This is a genomic window from Clostridium niameyense (genome assembly GCF_001243045.1).
Lineage (GTDB): Bacteria > Bacillota > Clostridia > Clostridiales > Clostridiaceae > Clostridium_F > Clostridium_F niameyense.
Map to the genome: position 1 here is coordinate 2,074,207 of NZ_LN849007.1, position 17,002 is coordinate 2,091,208.

Consider the following 17,002-nt stretch of genomic DNA (forward strand, 5'->3'; position numbering starts at 1 on the left):
AGTCCCTTTTTTGACATGATATATTTAGTTTTCAATCAGTGATATGATCTGATCATATTTATGATTTTAGATATGATTAAAATTCCGTTCATTTTTAAATTTTATTATTTTTTTAATGTTACCTTATAAGTCTTTGTAGCACCACTTTCAGCTGTAACTTCTACTGTTACAACATCATTTTCAGCCAATACTTTAGTAGCCAAATCTGTGCTTTGTACTTCAACATCTTTAACTTTTACAACTACTTTTTTTACTTTCTTTGAGTTTGCTTCTACATTTATTCCCTTTACCGCATCACTTGAGAAATCAGAAAAAGTTTTTTCTGCTCCAGAAGTTGTTACATTTTCAAGATCTACTACAGATTGTCCCCCTATAGTGAAAGTCTTTAATGTAGCATCTGCATCTTGTGCCTTCTTAGTTCCTTTTTGTTTCTTTCCGTTAAATGTTTCAGTTGCTGTATTTAACTCTTTTAAAGCATCTTCAAAATCTTTTTTAGTTGACTTTACATTATCTTTTATAGCCTCAGCTGTAGTTATAGCAGTGTTATACTCATCTTTATCTGCTTTTAGTACAAAATCAGTTCCTTCTTCTACTTGATCAGCTGCAGTGCCTTCTTTAACTGCATCTTTTCCTTGTTTAGCTTTAGTTATAACTCCGTTTAAGGCTTCTTTAGCTTCTTGAGTAGCTTTTGCTAAATTATCTGCTTCAGCTTTTGTTTTAGCTGCTTTAGCCGCTTCCTCATTAACTGAAACTTCTAATTTAACAGTATCTCCATTGTATATTACATTTACATTGGCAGTGCCTTTTGCTTTTGATGTTAAAGTAATTGAGTTAGTTGCATCATCTATTTTAGCATCTACTACAGATCTATCATCTACCATTACTTTAGCATTAGCATTAGTTATTTTTGTCTCTTTAAAATCTTTGCCAAATTGATCTTTAGCAACTACTTTTACTACAACTGCTCCATCTTTTTCTCCATCTGCATCTTTTCCATCAAGAAGAACTTGAATTCCTGATTTATCCTTGTTTCCATCAAGAACTTTCTTGTCTTCACTTGCTACAACATTAGTTGTTCCTTTTTGAGGTGCTGCTTCTTTACTATCACAAGTTAAAGTTATTTCTGCTGATTTCATGTTTGCAGTTAAAACTTCTATTGTAACTGTTCCATTGAAGTTTTGAGCTGGAGTAAATTCTCCTGTATGTTCTCCAATTGTTCCAACTGTAGCAACTGTAGCATCTTTATCATTAACTTTTCCTTTTACAGATTTTATCTTCCATGCTAAATCCTTTGATGCATCTACAGGGACTACTTGTCCTTTAGCATCTTTAGCTATAGCTTTTAAGTTTACTTTATTATCTGCATTTTGTGTTGAGTATGCTGGTTGTATTCCTTCTTTATCTATTTCAATGCTATTTATTAATCCAGCTACTGAATCAACTGTCATGTTAACTTTGTTAGTTGCAAGAACTGGAGTTTTTCCATCTACTATTGCACCGTTAACATTAACAATAACATCATTTGTTCCCTTAGAAGTTCCTTTTACTATTGCTTTATATGCAACTGTAGCTCCCTTTTCTTCTACTGGAGTTACTGCTCCTTCTAATGCAAAATGATCTCCTGCTTTTACTTCTATGTTAACTCCAGCAGTATTAGCTATAAAGTCACCATATTGATCCTTTGGAACTATCTTTAATTCAGTTTGTCCGTTTAATGCAACATTTGTTGAAGTTGCAGTTACTTCTACTGTTTTAGCTACTCTCTTAGCTCCAACTGTTACAGTAAATGTATCAGATATCTTATTATCCTTATCTGCAATCTTAACTGTGTAAACACCTTGAGTTAATGCATCTGATGCTTTTACTCTAAAGCCTTTTACCTTAGCAACTCCTGTTGCTTTAGCAAATTCATCTGCTCCTGTTTCTTTGTTAAATCCATAAGCTGATGCTAATTGAACTAAATCTTCTACATTCTCTAATGGTTGACCATCTGGTTTAGTTACACTTACAGTTAAATCTTTAGCTTCGACTTCTGTTGCTACTCCATCTTGGTCTAAGAATTTAACTTCTTGATCATGTACCTTACCCTTAGCAGCTGGATCTCCTGCAACTACTCCTGTTACATCTGCTCCTGCATTTATAGCAGTGAATTTTGCTCCTACAAATTTTAAATCATAAGCTTTGAATACGTCACCCTTGCTTACTACTACATTGTAAGTTTTAGCATCCTTTAATTTTAAAGTTAATACATTCTTAGAAACACCATCTTTTTCTTCTTTAGTTACTGTAGCAACATCAGCACCATCTTTCGCTGGTGTAACTGTAACGTTAGCTTGACCATTTTCTACAACAACAACTTCACCGTGTTTGTTTTTAAATGTAATATCTTTCTTTATTTCTGATCCTGCTTTTAATTCTGCAGCATCAAACTTAATTTCATCTATGCTAGCTACTGTTTGATCTACTGTAGTTGTTACATCAAAAGCATCTCCATGTGCTGTTGATTTTTCTAAGTTTTCTCCAACATAAGGAGTGATTGTGTATTTTCCTGGCTTATCAGTCTTAACAACAATAACTATATCATTCTTGTTAGCTTCTTCTCCGCCTCTTACTTTAGCTGTAACTATTTTTGATACATCTACACCCTCTATATCTGTTTTAACATCAAATTTAATTTCTTCAGCTTTTAAGTTTGCACCATCGTTTGGAGTTACAACTTTAACTATATTTTCGTCTTTGTTATATGATCCTGCTCCTGCTTCATTTGCTAAAGTTAATGTAGTTAACTTCTTAGCACCTATTTCTACTGTATAAGATTTGCTCTTACCATTTCCTACATTATAAGCTGTGATTTTAACTTTTCCTGCTTTTGCAGCTTTAAAGCTAAAGTTTGGAGCATCTGATACTTCTTCTATTGCATTTCCATCAACTTTAGTTATTAAGTCTTTTCCTTCTTCAACTGCCCATCTTACTGTTGTATGTGCATCTTCAGCCATTGGATTACCAAATTGATCATTAACTTCTAATTTTAAATCTATTTGGTCTCCTGGTAAAACTTCTTCAGCAGCTTTATTTATTTCATGTCCATTTTCTGCAACTTTATATGTAGCTTTTACGTCAGATAAATCTGTAGCTACTTGAGCTTCTCCTTTAACTATATCATATGATACAGAACCTAATTCTATATCCTTATCATTAACTGTATTTGTTAATGTTAATGATACTTTATCTCCCTCTTTAAGGTCTTTATCTATTTCAATTACACCATTTGCAATATTAGCTTTATTTATTTCATTAGCTTTTAATGGTGCTCCATTTATAGTTCCAGTAACTTTAATAGCATCAACTTTTCCTGCTAAATCTAATGCTTCACCATATTGATCTTTAGCTGTAAAACGAACTAAATTTAAATCTGAATCTTTTGTATTAGCTGGTAAAACTTTTGTTGATACTTCTACTTTAGCTACATAAGTTGCACTAACTTTAGCTACGAATGTATCCATAGTTAATTTAGTCCAATCAGCTGATACTGTATATTTAACAGCATCTGTTAATTTCTTTCCATTTTCTAATACAAAATTAGCTTTTCCGTCTTCTGTAAGACTTCCCTTAACATAAGTTGTTGTTAATTCTACATCATTAGCTTTTAAAGTTATTTTCTTTCCTTCTAAAGCTTTTTCATTAACATCTTTAGCTAATCCACTTACTTGAATAGCTGTTTCATTTAAAGATTTTACAGAGTCAGCAGCAATTGCAAACTTAGCTTCTGCTTCTGCTAGTTTCTTATCAGCTTCAGCGATTCTCTTTTCAAAATCAGCTTTTTTAGCTTCATCTTTAACAACTTTAACTGTTTTAACTGCTTCTGCTTTTAATTCTTTAGCAGCTTTAATTTCTTCTGCGTTTGTTAATTTAGCACTTTCATAAGCTTTAACTGCTTTTTCTGCTGCAACTACATCTTCTGATTGTGGTGTAACAACACTATCTATATCCTTAACTAAATCATCAGAAAGAATTGCTTCGCTACCTACTACATTTAAATCAGTTTTATCATTTATTTTTAAGTTTTCTTTCATATATTTAACTGCCTTAGCATCTGTATCTTTATCATTTGATACTAGAACTACTGGTGAATTGAATTTTCCAGCTAATGCTGAAGCAACTAATGAGTCTACTAAGTGATCATTTTGTCCATTAGCTATATATAAATGTGAGCCCTTCATGTTAAATGCATCTAAAACTAATCTATTAGTTTCAAATCTATCAGCTCCACCCTTTACTCTCTTGCTTGCTCCTAATTTATTATAGATTACATCTGATACTGTAACATCTCTACCTATAACTGTTACTTTTGAACTATGTGCATCTATAAATTTCTTTGCTTCATTTGCTGTACTTTCATCTTCACCTACTAATAGAAGTATTTTTCCTTCTTTAGCAGCTACTGGTGCAGCTGTTAGTGCATCTGCTAAGTATTTATTTCCATTAACAACTAAAACTTCTTTAGCTGATACGCCATGATTGCTTACTAATTCATTAGCTATAGCTATGTTAGTTTCATATCTGTCTTTTCCTGCTAATCTTTTTACTGTTTTACCTTCATTTTCTAAAGAAGATTTAATGTTTTCGCTTATAACTCCCTTAGAACCTAAAATATAAACATTTTTTGCTCCTAATTTGTTTATAGCATTCTTTGTATTAGCATCTAAGCTATCTTTTCCAGTTAATAATACTGGTGCATCTAATTTTTGAGCTAATAATGATGCACTTAAAGCATCTGCATAACCTTGTCCTGAAACTAATATTACATTTTTAGTTTCTCCGGCCTTCCAATTTGATGTTGCAACCTTAGCAGCTGTTTCATATCTGTTTGCTCCATCAAGTCTATCTACCTTTCCAGGTGCTGCTTGTACGTTTCCTGTAGAAATAGCTGTTGTTAGAACTAATCCTACTACTGTAGCACTTGCTAGTGCTCTTGTACTTTTTTTGTTCATAGTCTATACCCTCCTAAAATATATTAATATTTTAAAAAATAATTAAAACAATACAATATTTCATTCAAAATATTTTACAATTTATGATTAATTATAGCATATACCGCAAGTTTTTTCTATAAATATATATTATACATTTTTTATAAATATTAGGATATCTATAAATATTTTGGATTAAATATAACCTAATTTTTACATACATGGGTGCTCATTGTAACTTTAAAAACCTATGTAATCGTTGGAATTATAAGGTTTAGTCTAAAGTTTATTTTATGTTTAGATTCTTATAATAATGTTTTTTAATATAAAAACTGTTACTATATCTTATTATTTTCGTTAATAACAAGGTTTTTTTTACCCCTTTTAAAATAGTAAAATAAAAAATATTTTATTGAATATTGTATTTTATTAGATTACTTTGTAGTATTATATATTTTTTTAAATATTTATGTTGTTCAACCTTTATTTTTATAAATATTTTGTTATTACTTGTCTATTTTTAAATTAGTATAAAAGTAGACTATTAAATAATATATTCATTTAATAGTCTTTTCCTATTTTTTATTTTGTCCAAACTAATACAATTAAATGGTCTTTAGCGTCAACTACATTAATTTTAGTTATATGCCCATCCTTTTTAGCCTCTATATTTTCTAGGTTATTATCTTTTATAATTTTCCATCCATCTTTTTCTAAAACTCTTTTATAGCCTTTCAGATAGCTCTTATATTTAGTCCCTTTTACTTTATATACAGCATTTCCAAGATTATCTCTTTTAGCTGATTCACTTTTTTGAACTTGCATGTTTTTATACTTAGGATGATATGTAAATTCTTTAGTGTAGCTTATTCTTTGAGAATTAAATATAAATGCTCCCAATATTATAATTAATATTACTATACTACTTAATATTGTTTTTTTATTTTTCATATAACAACACCTTCTATAATTACTTATATATTAGTAGAGATATTATCTTAGTAAAAATAAAGATCATTGGGTAGATTCACTCCACCCAATGACCTTTATTGACATGTTTATTTATTTTTCAACCAGTGATGTGATCTGGCTATGTTTATGATTTTCTTGATTAGTATTATATTGATAGGTTTTAGTTTTGATATGTTCCGTTCATTTATTTGAAATTTATTTAATACTTAACTTCCTATTACCGACTGGGTTCCCTTGCTAACTCAGTTTTATCCTTCCCCTATGTTACCATAAAGGTACTTTAGATATTTTAAAAATCTAACTTTCAGCTGAGTTTCATCGCTACTATGAACCTGCTGAGCCCGTATATAAGTCATTGGTGCTGCTACACCTATTTATATACGACATCAAACGTTCGGTTCTATCTATCCCTTTTTTTAATTGCCTTAGGTATCCACTAACGACTTACTTTGCCTTAGTTTAACAGCCAATTATTCCAAAGCCAATACAATATTTCAATTATATTGATTCATGCCAAACTGTAAGCATAACCATCATTTAACAGCATGAATTGTATCTATAAGACGCATTATAATGGATTCGTCTTCCTTACCATAGCAATCTTTTAAAGAACTCCGCATACGACTCTCACGTATTACGACCTTACCTAGCTTCATAAATTTAACTTAGCAGTTTAAATCCATATAGAGAACTCAAGCTCAGAGCATTGTGCTGTTTACTCTGAATAGGAATTTCACCTATCTAATCAATAGAACAGTTAGAAAATAGGGAAAAGGCAATGTTTCTTTTCCCTTAAATACTTTCCACCTATTTCGCCATAAGGCTTATAAGGTAACGTTTCGCACTTTTATTATACAGTTTTTTTCACAGTTACTTTGTAAGTTTTTGTAGCACCACTTTCAGCTGTAACTTCTACAGTTATAACATCCTTTTCAGATAATACCTTCTCAGCTAAATCTTTGCCTTTAACTTCATCTTTGCCTACTTTTACAACTACTTTTTTTACTTTCTTTGAGTTTGCTTCTACATTTATTCCCTTTACCGCATCACTTGAGAAATCAGAAAAAGTCTTTTCTGCTCCAGAAGTTGTTACATTTTCAAGATCTACTACAGATTGTCCCCCTATAGTGAAAGTCTTTAATGTAGCATCTGTATCTTGTGCCTTCTTAGTTCCTTTTTGTTTCTTTCCGTTAAATGTTTCAGTTGCTTTATTTAACTCCTTTAAAGCATCTTCAAATTCTTTTTTAGTTGATTTTCCATTATCCTTTATACCTTCAGCTGTAGTTATAGCCTTATTATAATCTTCCTTATCTGCTTTTAGTACAAAATCAGTTCCTTCTTCTACTTGATCAGCTGCAGTGCCTTCTTTAACTGCATCTTTTCCTTGTTTAGCTTTAGTTATAGCTCCGTTTAAGGCTTCTTTAGCTTCTTGAGTAGCTTTTGCTAAATTATCTGCTTCAGCTTTTGTTTTAGCTGCTTTAGCCGCTTCCTCATTAACTGAAACTTCTAATTTAACAGTATCTCCATTGTATATTACATTTACATTGGCAGTGCCTTTTGCTTTTGATGTTAAAGTAATTGAGTTAGTTGCATCATCTATTTTAGCATCTACTACAGATCTATCATCTACCATTACTTTAGCATTAGCATTAGTTATTTTTGTCTCTTTAAAATCTTTGCCAAATTGATCTTTAGCAACTACTTTTACTACAACTGCTCCATCTTTTTCTCCATCTGCATCTTTTCCATCAAGAAGAACTTGAATTCCTGATTTATCCTTGTTTCCATCAAGAACTTTCTTGTCTTCACTTGCTACAACATTAGTTGTTCCTTTTTGAGGTGCTGCTTCTTTACTATCACAAGTTAAAGTTATTTCTGCTGATTTCATGTTTGCAGTTAAAACTTCTATTGTAACTGTTCCATTGAAGTTTTGAGCTGGAGTAAATTCTCCTGTATGTTCTGCAATTGTTCCAACTGTAGCAACTGTAGCATCTTTAACATTTTTAGGATCCTCAGCCGCAACTTTTCCCTTTACAGATTTTATCTTCCATGCTAAATCTTTTGATGCATCTACTGGAACTACTTGTCCTTTGGCATCTTTAGCTATAGCCTTTAATTGCACCTTAGTACCTGCTTCTTTTGTTGAGTATGCTGGTTGTATTCCTTCTTTATCTATTTCTACACTGTTTATTAATCCAGCCACTGAGTCAACTGTCATCTTAACTTTGTTAGTTGCAAGAACTTTGTCGCCATCTTTAACATTAACAACAACTTCACCTGAACCCTTAGCAATTCCTGATACCTCTGCTTTGTATCCAACCTTAACAGCTTTGTCATCTTCTAGTTCAGATACAGCTCCTATTTTAAAGTTATCTCCTGCTTTAATTTCTATCTTACCTGCTCCAACTTCTATCAACTCACCATATTGATCCTTTGGAACTATCTTTAATTCAGTTTTTCCGTTTAATGCGATACTTGCTGAAGTTGCAGTTACTTCTACTGCTTTAGCTACTCTCTTAGCTCCAACTGTTACAGTAACTGTATCAGATATCTTATTATCTTTATCTGCAATCTTAACTGTATAAGTTCCTTGTGTAAGAGTTGCTACTGGGCTTATTTTATATGCTACTATATTATCTTTACTATCATCTGATTCTTCGAAATTAACAACACCCTTTTTGTCAACACTATAAGTCTTTCCTAATGTTATTAATTTATTTAAGTCTTTTTCATCCAATTCTTGACCGTCTGGTTTTGTAACAGATACCTTTATATCCTCTTTTTTAACATCCATTGCTTTTCCATCTTGATCTAAAAATTTAACTTCTTGATATTTAGCTTTATTAACTTCCGCATCTCCTGCAACTACTCCTGTTATATCTGCTCCTGCATTTATAGCTGTGAATTTTGCTCCTACAAATTTTAAATTATAAGCTTTAAATACGTCACCCTTGTTTACTACTACATTGTAGTTTTTAGCATCCTTTAATTTTAAAGTTAATATATTCTTAGCAACGCCATCTTTTTCTTCTTTAGTTACTGTAGCAACATTTGCACCATCTTTTATATCTATATTTGGTGTAACTGTAACATCAGCTTTTTTGTTTTCTACAACAACCACTTCACCATGTTTATTTCTAAATGTAACATCTTTCTTTATTTCTGTTCCTATTTTTAATTCTGCAGCATCAAACTTAATATCATCTATGCTAGTTACAGTTTGATCCACTGTAGTTGTTACATCAAAAGCATCTCCGTGGGCTGTTGATTTTTCTAAACTTTCCCCAACATAAGGAGTTATTGTATACTTTCCTGCTTTTTTAGATTTAACAGCGATAACTATATCATTTTTCTTATCTTTATCTTCGCCGCCTCTTACCTTAGCTGAAACTTCTACGTCAGCTGAAGTTAAACCTTTTTCCTCTGTCTTAACATCAAATTTAATATCTGAAGCTTTTAAATTTGCACCATCGTTTGGAGTTACAACTTTAACTATGTTTTCATCTTTATTAAATCTTGTTCCAGCTTCATCTGCTAACTTTAATTCAGTTAACTTCTTAGCGCCTATTTCTACTGTATAAGATTTGCTCTTACCATTTCCTACATTGTAAGCTGTGATTTTAACTTTTCCTGCATTCTTAGCTGTATATGCAAAGTCAACTGAATCTACTACTCCATCTTTATAATCTGGTGTTGTAACATTTATTAAGTCTTTTCCTTCTTCAACAACCCATCTTACATCTGTATCATTTTTCATTGGGTTACCAAATTGGTCATTAACCTCTAATTTTAAATCTATTTGATCATCTGGTAATACTTCTTCAGCTTTTTTATCTTTTTCATGTCCATTTTCTGCAACTTTGTATGTAGCTTTTATATCAGATAAATCTGTAGCTACTTGAGCTGCTCCCTTAACTACAACATATGATGCATTACCTACTTCAACATCTTTTTCATTAATTTTCTTTGTTAATGCTAGAGATATTTTATCTCCTTCTTTAAGATCTACATTTATTTGAATTATGCCTTTTTCTATGTTATCTTTGTTTATTTCTTCAACTTTTAATGGTGCTCCATTTATAGTTCCCTTAACTTCAAGACCTTTAACATTTTCTTTTGATAATGTTAAATCTTCACCATATTGATTTTTAGCTGTAAAACGAACTAAATTTAAGTCTTTATCCTTCTTTTCTAAATTAGCCGGTAAAATTTTTGTTGATACTTCTACTTTAGCTATATATGGTGTTTTTACTCTAGCTGTAAATGTATCAATAGTTAATTTAGCCCAATCAGCTGATACTGTATATTTAACAGTATCTGTTAACTTCTTTCCATTTTCTAATACGAAATTAGCTTTTCCGTCTTCTGTAAGACTTCCTTTAACATAAGTTGCTGTTAATTCTACATCATTAGCTTTTAAAGTTATTTTCTTTCCTTCTAAAGCTTTTTCATTAACATCTTTAGCTAATCCACTTACTTGAATAGCTGTTTCATTTAAAGATTTTACAGAGTCAGCAGCAATTGCAAACTTAGCTTCTGCTTCTGCTAGTTTCTTATCAGCTTCAGCGATTCTCTTTTCAAAATCAGCTTTTTTAGCTTCATCTTTAACAACTTTAACTGTTTTAACTGCTTCTGCTTTTAATTCTTTAGCAGCTTTAATTTCTTCTGCGTTTGTTAATTTAGCACTTTCATAAGCTTTAACTGCTTTTTCTGCTGCAACTACATCTTCTGATTGTGGTGTAACAACACTATCTATATCCTTAACTAAATCATCAGAAAGAATTGCTTCGCTACCTACTACATTTAAATCAGTTTTATCATTTATTTTTAAGTTTTCTTTCATATATTTAACTGCCTTAGCATCTGTATCTTTATCATTTGATACTAGAACTACTGGTGAATTGAATTTTCCAGCTAATGCTGAAGCAACTAATGAGTCTACTAAGTGATCATTTTGTCCATTAGCTATATATAAATGTGAGCCCTTCATGTTAAATGCATCTAAAACTAATCTATTAGTTTCAAATCTATCAGCTCCACCCTTTACTCTCTTGCTTGCTCCTAATTTATTATAGATTACATCTGATACTGTAACATCTCTACCTATAACTGTTACTTTTGAACTATGTGCATCTATAAATTTCTTTGCTTCATTTGCTGTACTTTCATCTTCACCTACTAATAGAAGTATTTTTCCTTCTTTAGCAGCTACTGGTGCAGCTGTTAGTGCATCTGCTAAGTATTTATTTCCATTAACAACTAAAACTTCTTTAGCTGATACGCCATGATTGCTTACTAATTCATTAGCTATAGCTATGTTAGTTTCATATCTGTCTTTTCCTGCTAATCTTTTTACTGTTTTACCTTCATTTTCTAAAGAAGATTTAATGTTTTCGCTTATAACTCCCTTAGAACCTAAAATATAAACATTTTTTGCTCCTAATTTGTTTATAGCATTCTTTGTATTAGCATCTAAGCTATCTTTTCCAGTTAATAATACTGGTGCATCTAATTTTTGAGCTAATAATGATGCACTTAAAGCATCTGCATAGCCTTGTCCTGAAACTAATATTACATTTTTAGTTTCTCCAGCTTTCCAATTTGATGTTGCAACCTTAGCAGCTGTTTCATATCTGTTTGCCCCATCAAGTCTATCTACCTTTCCAGGTGCTGCTTGTACGTTTCCTGTAGAAATAGCTGTTGTTAAAACTAATCCTACTACTGTAGCACTTGCTAGTGCTCTTGTACTTTTCTTGTTCATAGTCTATACCCTCCTCAAATATGTTATAGATAATAATAAATTTATTAATGTATTAATTTTAAAATATAATTAAGCTATTTAATTAAACCCATTTATTTTAATGAGCTCTAAAAAGCCCATGCTAAGTCATGCTTAATTATAGCATACGCTTGGACATTTTTCCATATATATATATTGCTTGTTTTATATGAATTTAATATATTTTTTGTAACATTTTTCTATTTAATATGACATATTTTTATAATTTATTTTCCATTTGTTATTTATTTCGACATGATTTTGTATTGTTTTTAATATAAAAATGACTAACTTTATTTTATTTTGTATAATTTTGATTTTAAAAAAACATTTATATTTTATTATTATTATTATTACTTATTCTATATTAATTTACATTTTCCTCCTTAAAGATTCGTATTACATAATCTCCTTAATTTTCACGTGTTATAATTCTATGTATCTATTCCCATGTATATTACCTATTAAATTTCTTTTAAATACTTTTATAATAACTTCATTAAAGATATAATTATTAATATGAAACAGAAACTAAACAAGAAAGGTTGGCTTTGTTATGAAAATTAAACGTATTATTTTATTTTCTACATTATTCATTTTTGCAATGATAGCTACTAGTTGTAGTTTTAAAAAAGAAGAACCTGTTGTAAATCGTCAAACTTATTTAATGGGTACCATTATAGATCTTAAAGTTTATGGAAAAAATGCTAAAGAAGCTTCTGAAAAATGTGTAGATAAAGTTTCTGAAATTGAAAATAAAATGTCTACTAATATTGATACTAGTGAGATATCTAAAATTAATAAAAATGCTGGTATAGCACCAGTAAAGGTAAGCAAAAATACTTTAGATGTTATAAAATCTTCTCTATATTACAGCAATAAAACAAAGGGTACTTTTGATATAACTGTAGAACCCTTAGTTCGCCTTTGGGGCATAGGTACAGATAAAGCTAGAGTTCCTTCTCTCCATGAAATAAAGGAAAAATTAAAACTTATAAATTATAAGGATATTATTATTGACGAGAAAAATTCTACAATAATGTTAAAAAATAAAGACCAAGCTATAGATTTAGGAGCTATAGCAAAGGGTTATACTGCAGATGAAGTAAAAAAAGTCTTAATTGAAAATAACATAAAGTCTGCTTTTGTAAGTTTAGGTGGAAATATATATGTCCTTGGAAATAAAACAGATAATTCCCCTTGGAATATAGCCATAAGAAATCCTATAAATCCTTCTGGAGATTATTTAGGTATGATTCCTTTATCTAATAAATCTATTGTAACCTCTGGTAACTACGAAAGATACTTTGAAAAAGACGGAAAAAGGTATCACCATATATTTGATACTTCAACTGGATATCCTGCAGAAAAAGGTCTTATTAGCGTAAGTATAATATCAGATAAATCTATAGATGGGGATGCTCTATCTACTAGTGTTTATACATTAGGTCTTAAAGATGGAATGAGGCTTATAGAAAGTCTAAAAGGTGTGGAAGCTGTTTTTGTAACAAAGGACAAAAAAGTTTATATAACTTCTGGTCTTACAAATAAATTTAAATTAAATAATACTGATTTTACTTTAATAAAAGAATAAACTCTAGGTGGTGTTTAAATGAAAAAGGGAGATAAAATTGCCTCTATCATTATAGCTGTTATTCTTATTGCAAGTTTAGGTTCTATAGTATTTTTTAAATACGGAAAAAATTCTAAAAAGGAAGCTATAGCAGTTATAAAACAAGATGGAAAAGTTATTGAAAGAATAGATTTAAACAAGGTAAAAGAAAAGAAAAAATGGAATATATATTATAAAGATAAAGATTATAATACCATCATTTTAGAGCCTCATAGAATTAGATTCATAGACGCAGATTGTCATGATAAAGTATGTGTAAAAAGTGGTTGGCTCTCTAAACCTGGAGAAACTGCCGCTTGCTTGCCTCATAAGTTAATGATTGTTATAGAAGGTAAAGACTCTAAAATAGATGCAGTTTCTTATTAAAATATAAGTAGGGAGCATATTGTTATGATTAATAGAACTACTAAGTTAAATACTACAAAAATGGTATTTCTAAGTTTAATGGTAGGAATAGCTTTAATTATATACATAATTGAAGCTCAGATTCCTGTACTTTTCCCCGGTATAAAATTAGGCCTTGCCAATATTATCTCTTTGGTTACTTTAATAATGGTAGGTTGGAGAGAAGCATTTTTAGTTATGTTTTTACGTACCTTACTTGGTACTATGTTTTCTGGAAATATGTCTTCTTTTATGTTTAGTATAGCTGGTGGTGTGTTAAGCAATATTGTAATGATTATACTTTATTATAAGTTCAAAGAGGATTTAAGTTTAACTATTATAAGTATAATTGGTGCTATTTTTCACAATATAGGTCAACTTTTAGTAGCCTCTTTTATAGTAAAGGATTTAAGGATATATGTTTATTTACCTGTACTTATGATATCAGCTATAATAACAGGTTATTTTATAGGATTATCTACTAAATACTTAAAGAAAAACTTAAATAATGTAAAAATCTTTGAAAAACTTAATAAATAAAAACTGCTAGCAAAATATTTTGCTAGCAGTTTTAGAAGGTATAGCTAGTTTATTGATATTACTTCAAATTTATTATTATCCGCTATTTCATTTTGTATATCATTTTTTATTATTTCTGATACACAAGTAGGACCTCCGATTAAGTAAATCTTACTATGTGGGTCTACACTATTTACTATAAATTTCTTAGCATTTTCTACTTCTATAGCTCCTGCTCCATTTCCTGAAAGCACTAAAGGTGAACCTGTTTTAGCTGCAGCTGCTGCGGCTACCAATCCATCTGCAAATTGATCTTTTGTTCTTCCTCCTTGAGCTATATATACTTTGCTAAAATCTAAATTATCCCCTTTTTCTTGGAAATATTTTAAAACTGTTAAGTTAGTATCAAATCTATTTTTAGCATCTTTGTCTTTAGTTATTCTTTCCCCATTTACTGATTTTATAACAGAGTCTGGTAGTATTCCACTACTACCTACAGCAAGTGGCTTCAATTTATTTTTATTTATTAAATTTTTAGCTATTTTAGGCACTTCGTATTTATTTACAAATATTACTGGCCATCCTTTCATAGCTGCTATTGGGGCTACTGTTAAAGAATCTGGATATCTATTGTCGTCCCCGGCACTTACCATAAGACAATTTTTACACTTAGGATTTAATTTTAATATTTGCTCTGCTACTTTAATATTAGTTTCATATCTGTCTTTTCCTGCATATCGAGTAACACTAAATCCTCTATTTTTAAGCTCATTTTCTATAGAATTAGATACTACTCCTGCACTACCTAATATGTATACTTTCTTAGCACCTAACTCTTTTATAGTTTTTAATATTTCAGGTTCTAATTTTAATCCATTAGTAAGTAATACTGGACCCTTCACTAATTTTGAAAGTGGTGCTCCTGTAGCTGCATCTGGATATCTATAACCATTTACTAATACAATAGAATCTGGTTTTGAATCCTTAAATATCTTTAAAGCTACATCATTTGCTGTACTCATTCTGTCTTTACCACTTAATCTATATACTTCAGCAGCTTGTACCTTACTAAAACTTGCTGATAATAAAATAAGCATTGCTGATAATGCTACTGTAAAAAACTTTCCTAATCTTTTGTACACTTGACTCCCTCCAACTTATAGCATTATGAAAATTATTCCTTTAGTATATTATACACTAATTTATAGCTAAAATATAGTAATGTTTTTAAAATTTTTTCATATTAAAAAGCTTTCAGCTTATAAACTGGGCTGAAAGCTTTTTAACACACTATTTTATTCTGCTTTTTTAACTTTTATATCTTTTCCGTAAGCTATTAAAGCACCTGTTGGACACTTTTTAACACAGATTAAACATTTTACGCATTTTTCTTTGTCTACAACTGGTAGATTGTTTTCAAAAGAAATTGCTTCTTTTGGACAGTTTCTTTCACATAATTTACATGAAATACATCCTACTGAACATACATCTTTAACTGCTTTTAATGTATCCTTTGAGTTACAAGCAACTCTTACTACTGAAGATAATGGTTTTAATTCTATAATGCTTCTTGGACATGCCTTTACACAGGCTCCACATCCTACGCACTTTTCTGGATCTACTTGTGCTATACCATCTTTTACATGTATAGCATCAAATTGACATGCCTTAACACAACTTCCATATCCTAAGCAGCCATAAGAACAAGCTTTATCTCCTGCTCCTGGTAATACAGATGCCTCTTGGCAATCTATATCTCCATAGTAATTTCCTCTTTTTTTAGCTTTTTCACAATCTCCGTTACATTTTACAAATGCTTTTAATGGTTCTGAATCTTCTACTGAAGCTCCCATTATTTCTGCAACTTTACCTGCTACTTCTGATCCACCTACTGAACAACAATTAGGCTTTGCAGTTCCTTCTGCTACAGCTTGTGCATAAGCATCACAACCTGCAAATCCGCATCCACCACAGTTAGCTCCTGGTAGACAGTCTCTTATAAGTGGTACTTTAGGGTCTACTTTTACTGCGAACTTTTTAGATGCATATCCTAAAAGTACACCAAACACAAGTCCTAGTCCGCCTAAGCTTAATATAGGAAATAGTATTTCGTTCATTCTCTACACCTCCTAATGTAATAATCCTTGGAAACCTAAGAATGCAATTGCCATAAGTCCTGCTGTAATTAAGGATATTGGTAACCCTTGCATTGCTTTAGGCATCTTATCACATGCTTCCATTCTTTCTCTTAAACCTGCTAATAAAACTATTGCAAGCATATATCCTAATCCTGAACAAATTCCAAATACTAAAGATTCTATTAAGTTAAGTTTATCGTTCATGTTGATTATAACTGCACCTAGTATTGCACAGTTTGTAGTTATAAGTGGTAAGAATATTCCTAATGCCTTATAAAGACTTGGACTCTTCTTTTTAATAACCATCTCAACGAATTGAACTAATGCTGCTATAACTAATATAAATGCTATAGTATATAAATAAGTAATATTAAGTGGTACAAGTATCGCATGATAAACTATATATGATATAAGTGATGCAAGACCCATAACGAATGTAACCGCAAGTCCCATTCCTGTAGCAGTTTCAACTTTTTTTGAAACACCAAGGAAAGAACATATTCCTAAGAATCTTGACAATACAAAGTTATTTACGAATAACGCAGATATAACTAAAGTAAATATTTTCATTGTTTAATTCACCCTTCTTTCTTATTAGGTATTCCTT

At 30.6% G+C, this 17,002-nt stretch carries 10 protein-coding genes; 3 read left to right on the forward strand and 7 right to left on the reverse strand.

All coding sequences use genetic code 11. The features are described from left to right. Positions 1 to 104 precede the first annotated feature (104 nt). The 4 genes from BN1711_RS10705 to BN1711_RS10715 all read right to left on the reverse strand — a co-directional run bounded on the left by BN1711_RS10705 (position 105) and on the right by BN1711_RS10715 (position 11,703). Complete coding sequence (locus BN1711_RS10705; RefSeq protein WP_050608141.1) at positions 105 to 4,991, reverse strand: cell wall-binding repeat-containing protein; 4,887 nt, start codon at positions 4,989 to 4,991, stop codon at positions 105 to 107. Positions 4,992 to 5,552: 561 nt separating this feature from the next. Then, positions 5,553 to 5,921 carry a hypothetical protein gene (locus BN1711_RS10710; protein WP_050608142.1) on the reverse strand — a complete coding sequence of 123 codons (369 nt, stop codon included), beginning with the start codon at positions 5,919 to 5,921 and terminating at the stop codon, positions 5,553 to 5,555. Positions 5,922 to 6,475: 554 nt separating this feature from the next. Then, positions 6,476 to 6,598 carry a hypothetical protein gene (locus tag BN1711_RS12885; protein WP_279233081.1) on the reverse strand — a complete coding sequence of 41 codons (123 nt, stop codon included), beginning with the start codon at positions 6,596 to 6,598 and terminating at the stop codon, positions 6,476 to 6,478. A gap of 194 nt (positions 6,599 to 6,792) precedes the next feature. Then, complete coding sequence (locus tag BN1711_RS10715) at positions 6,793 to 11,703, reverse strand: cell wall-binding repeat-containing protein (protein ID WP_050608143.1); 4,911 nt, start codon at positions 11,701 to 11,703, stop codon at positions 6,793 to 6,795. A gap of 574 nt (positions 11,704 to 12,277) precedes the next feature. On the opposite strand from BN1711_RS10715, the gene BN1711_RS10720 reads away from it, so the two are divergent. Genes BN1711_RS10720 through BN1711_RS10730 form a run of 3 tightly spaced genes read left to right on the forward strand, consistent with a single transcriptional unit; the run spans position 12,278 to position 14,278 of the window. After that, positions 12,278 to 13,315: an FAD:protein FMN transferase gene (locus BN1711_RS10720; protein ID WP_050608144.1), complete on the forward strand. Its 1,038-nt coding sequence runs from the start codon at positions 12,278 to 12,280 to the stop codon at positions 13,313 to 13,315. Between the two features lie 18 nt (positions 13,316 to 13,333). Beyond that, entirely contained in the window at positions 13,334 to 13,720 is a 387-nt protein-coding gene (locus tag BN1711_RS10725; RefSeq protein WP_050608145.1) for a NusG domain II-containing protein, read from the forward strand. Between the two features lie 24 nt (positions 13,721 to 13,744). After that, positions 13,745 to 14,278, forward strand: coding sequence for a Gx transporter family protein (locus tag BN1711_RS10730; protein WP_050608146.1), 534 nt, complete (start codon positions 13,745 to 13,747; stop codon positions 14,276 to 14,278). A 44-nt stretch (positions 14,279 to 14,322) separates the two neighbouring features. Here the strand turns inward: BN1711_RS10730 and BN1711_RS10735 are convergent, their stop codons facing one another. The 3 genes from BN1711_RS10735 to rsxA all read right to left on the reverse strand — a co-directional run bounded on the left by BN1711_RS10735 (position 14,323) and on the right by rsxA (position 16,965). Beyond that, the gene (locus BN1711_RS10735) at positions 14,323 to 15,399 is read right to left on the reverse strand and encodes a cell wall-binding repeat-containing protein (RefSeq protein WP_050608147.1); all 1,077 of its coding nucleotides are present in this window, start codon (positions 15,397 to 15,399) and stop codon (positions 14,323 to 14,325) included. Between the two features lie 153 nt (positions 15,400 to 15,552). Then, positions 15,553 to 16,374 carry an RnfABCDGE type electron transport complex subunit B gene (rnfB, locus tag BN1711_RS10740; RefSeq protein WP_050608148.1) on the reverse strand — a complete coding sequence of 274 codons (822 nt, stop codon included), beginning with the start codon at positions 16,372 to 16,374 and terminating at the stop codon, positions 15,553 to 15,555. A gap of 12 nt (positions 16,375 to 16,386) precedes the next feature. Beyond that, positions 16,387 to 16,965: an electron transport complex subunit RsxA gene (gene rsxA, locus BN1711_RS10745; protein WP_050608149.1), complete on the reverse strand. Its 579-nt coding sequence runs from the start codon at positions 16,963 to 16,965 to the stop codon at positions 16,387 to 16,389. Between the last annotated feature and the right edge of the window lie 37 nt (positions 16,966 to 17,002).

Excerpts from the sequence above, each read along its gene's own strand:
- BN1711_RS10705 (WP_050608141.1), bottom strand. The coding sequence starts at position 4,991 with ATGAACAAAAAAAGTACAAGAGCACTAGCAAGTGCTACAGTAGTAGGA.
- BN1711_RS10710 (WP_050608142.1), bottom strand. The coding sequence starts at position 5,921 with ATGAAAAATAAAAAAACAATATTAAGTAGTATAGTAATATTAATTATA.
- BN1711_RS12885 (WP_279233081.1), bottom strand. The coding sequence starts at position 6,598 with ATGAAGCTAGGTAAGGTCGTAATACGTGAGAGTCGTATGCGGAGTTCT.
- BN1711_RS10715 (WP_050608143.1), bottom strand. The coding sequence starts at position 11,703 with ATGAACAAGAAAAGTACAAGAGCACTAGCAAGTGCTACAGTAGTAGGA.
- BN1711_RS10720 (WP_050608144.1), top strand. The coding sequence starts at position 12,278 with ATGAAAATTAAACGTATTATTTTATTTTCTACATTATTCATTTTTGCA.
- BN1711_RS10725 (WP_050608145.1), top strand. The coding sequence starts at position 13,334 with ATGAAAAAGGGAGATAAAATTGCCTCTATCATTATAGCTGTTATTCTT.
- BN1711_RS10730 (WP_050608146.1), top strand. The coding sequence starts at position 13,745 with ATGATTAATAGAACTACTAAGTTAAATACTACAAAAATGGTATTTCTA.
- rnfB (WP_050608148.1), bottom strand. The coding sequence starts at position 16,374 with ATGAACGAAATACTATTTCCTATATTAAGCTTAGGCGGACTAGGACTT.
- rsxA (WP_050608149.1), bottom strand. The coding sequence starts at position 16,965 with ATGAAAATATTTACTTTAGTTATATCTGCGTTATTCGTAAATAACTTT.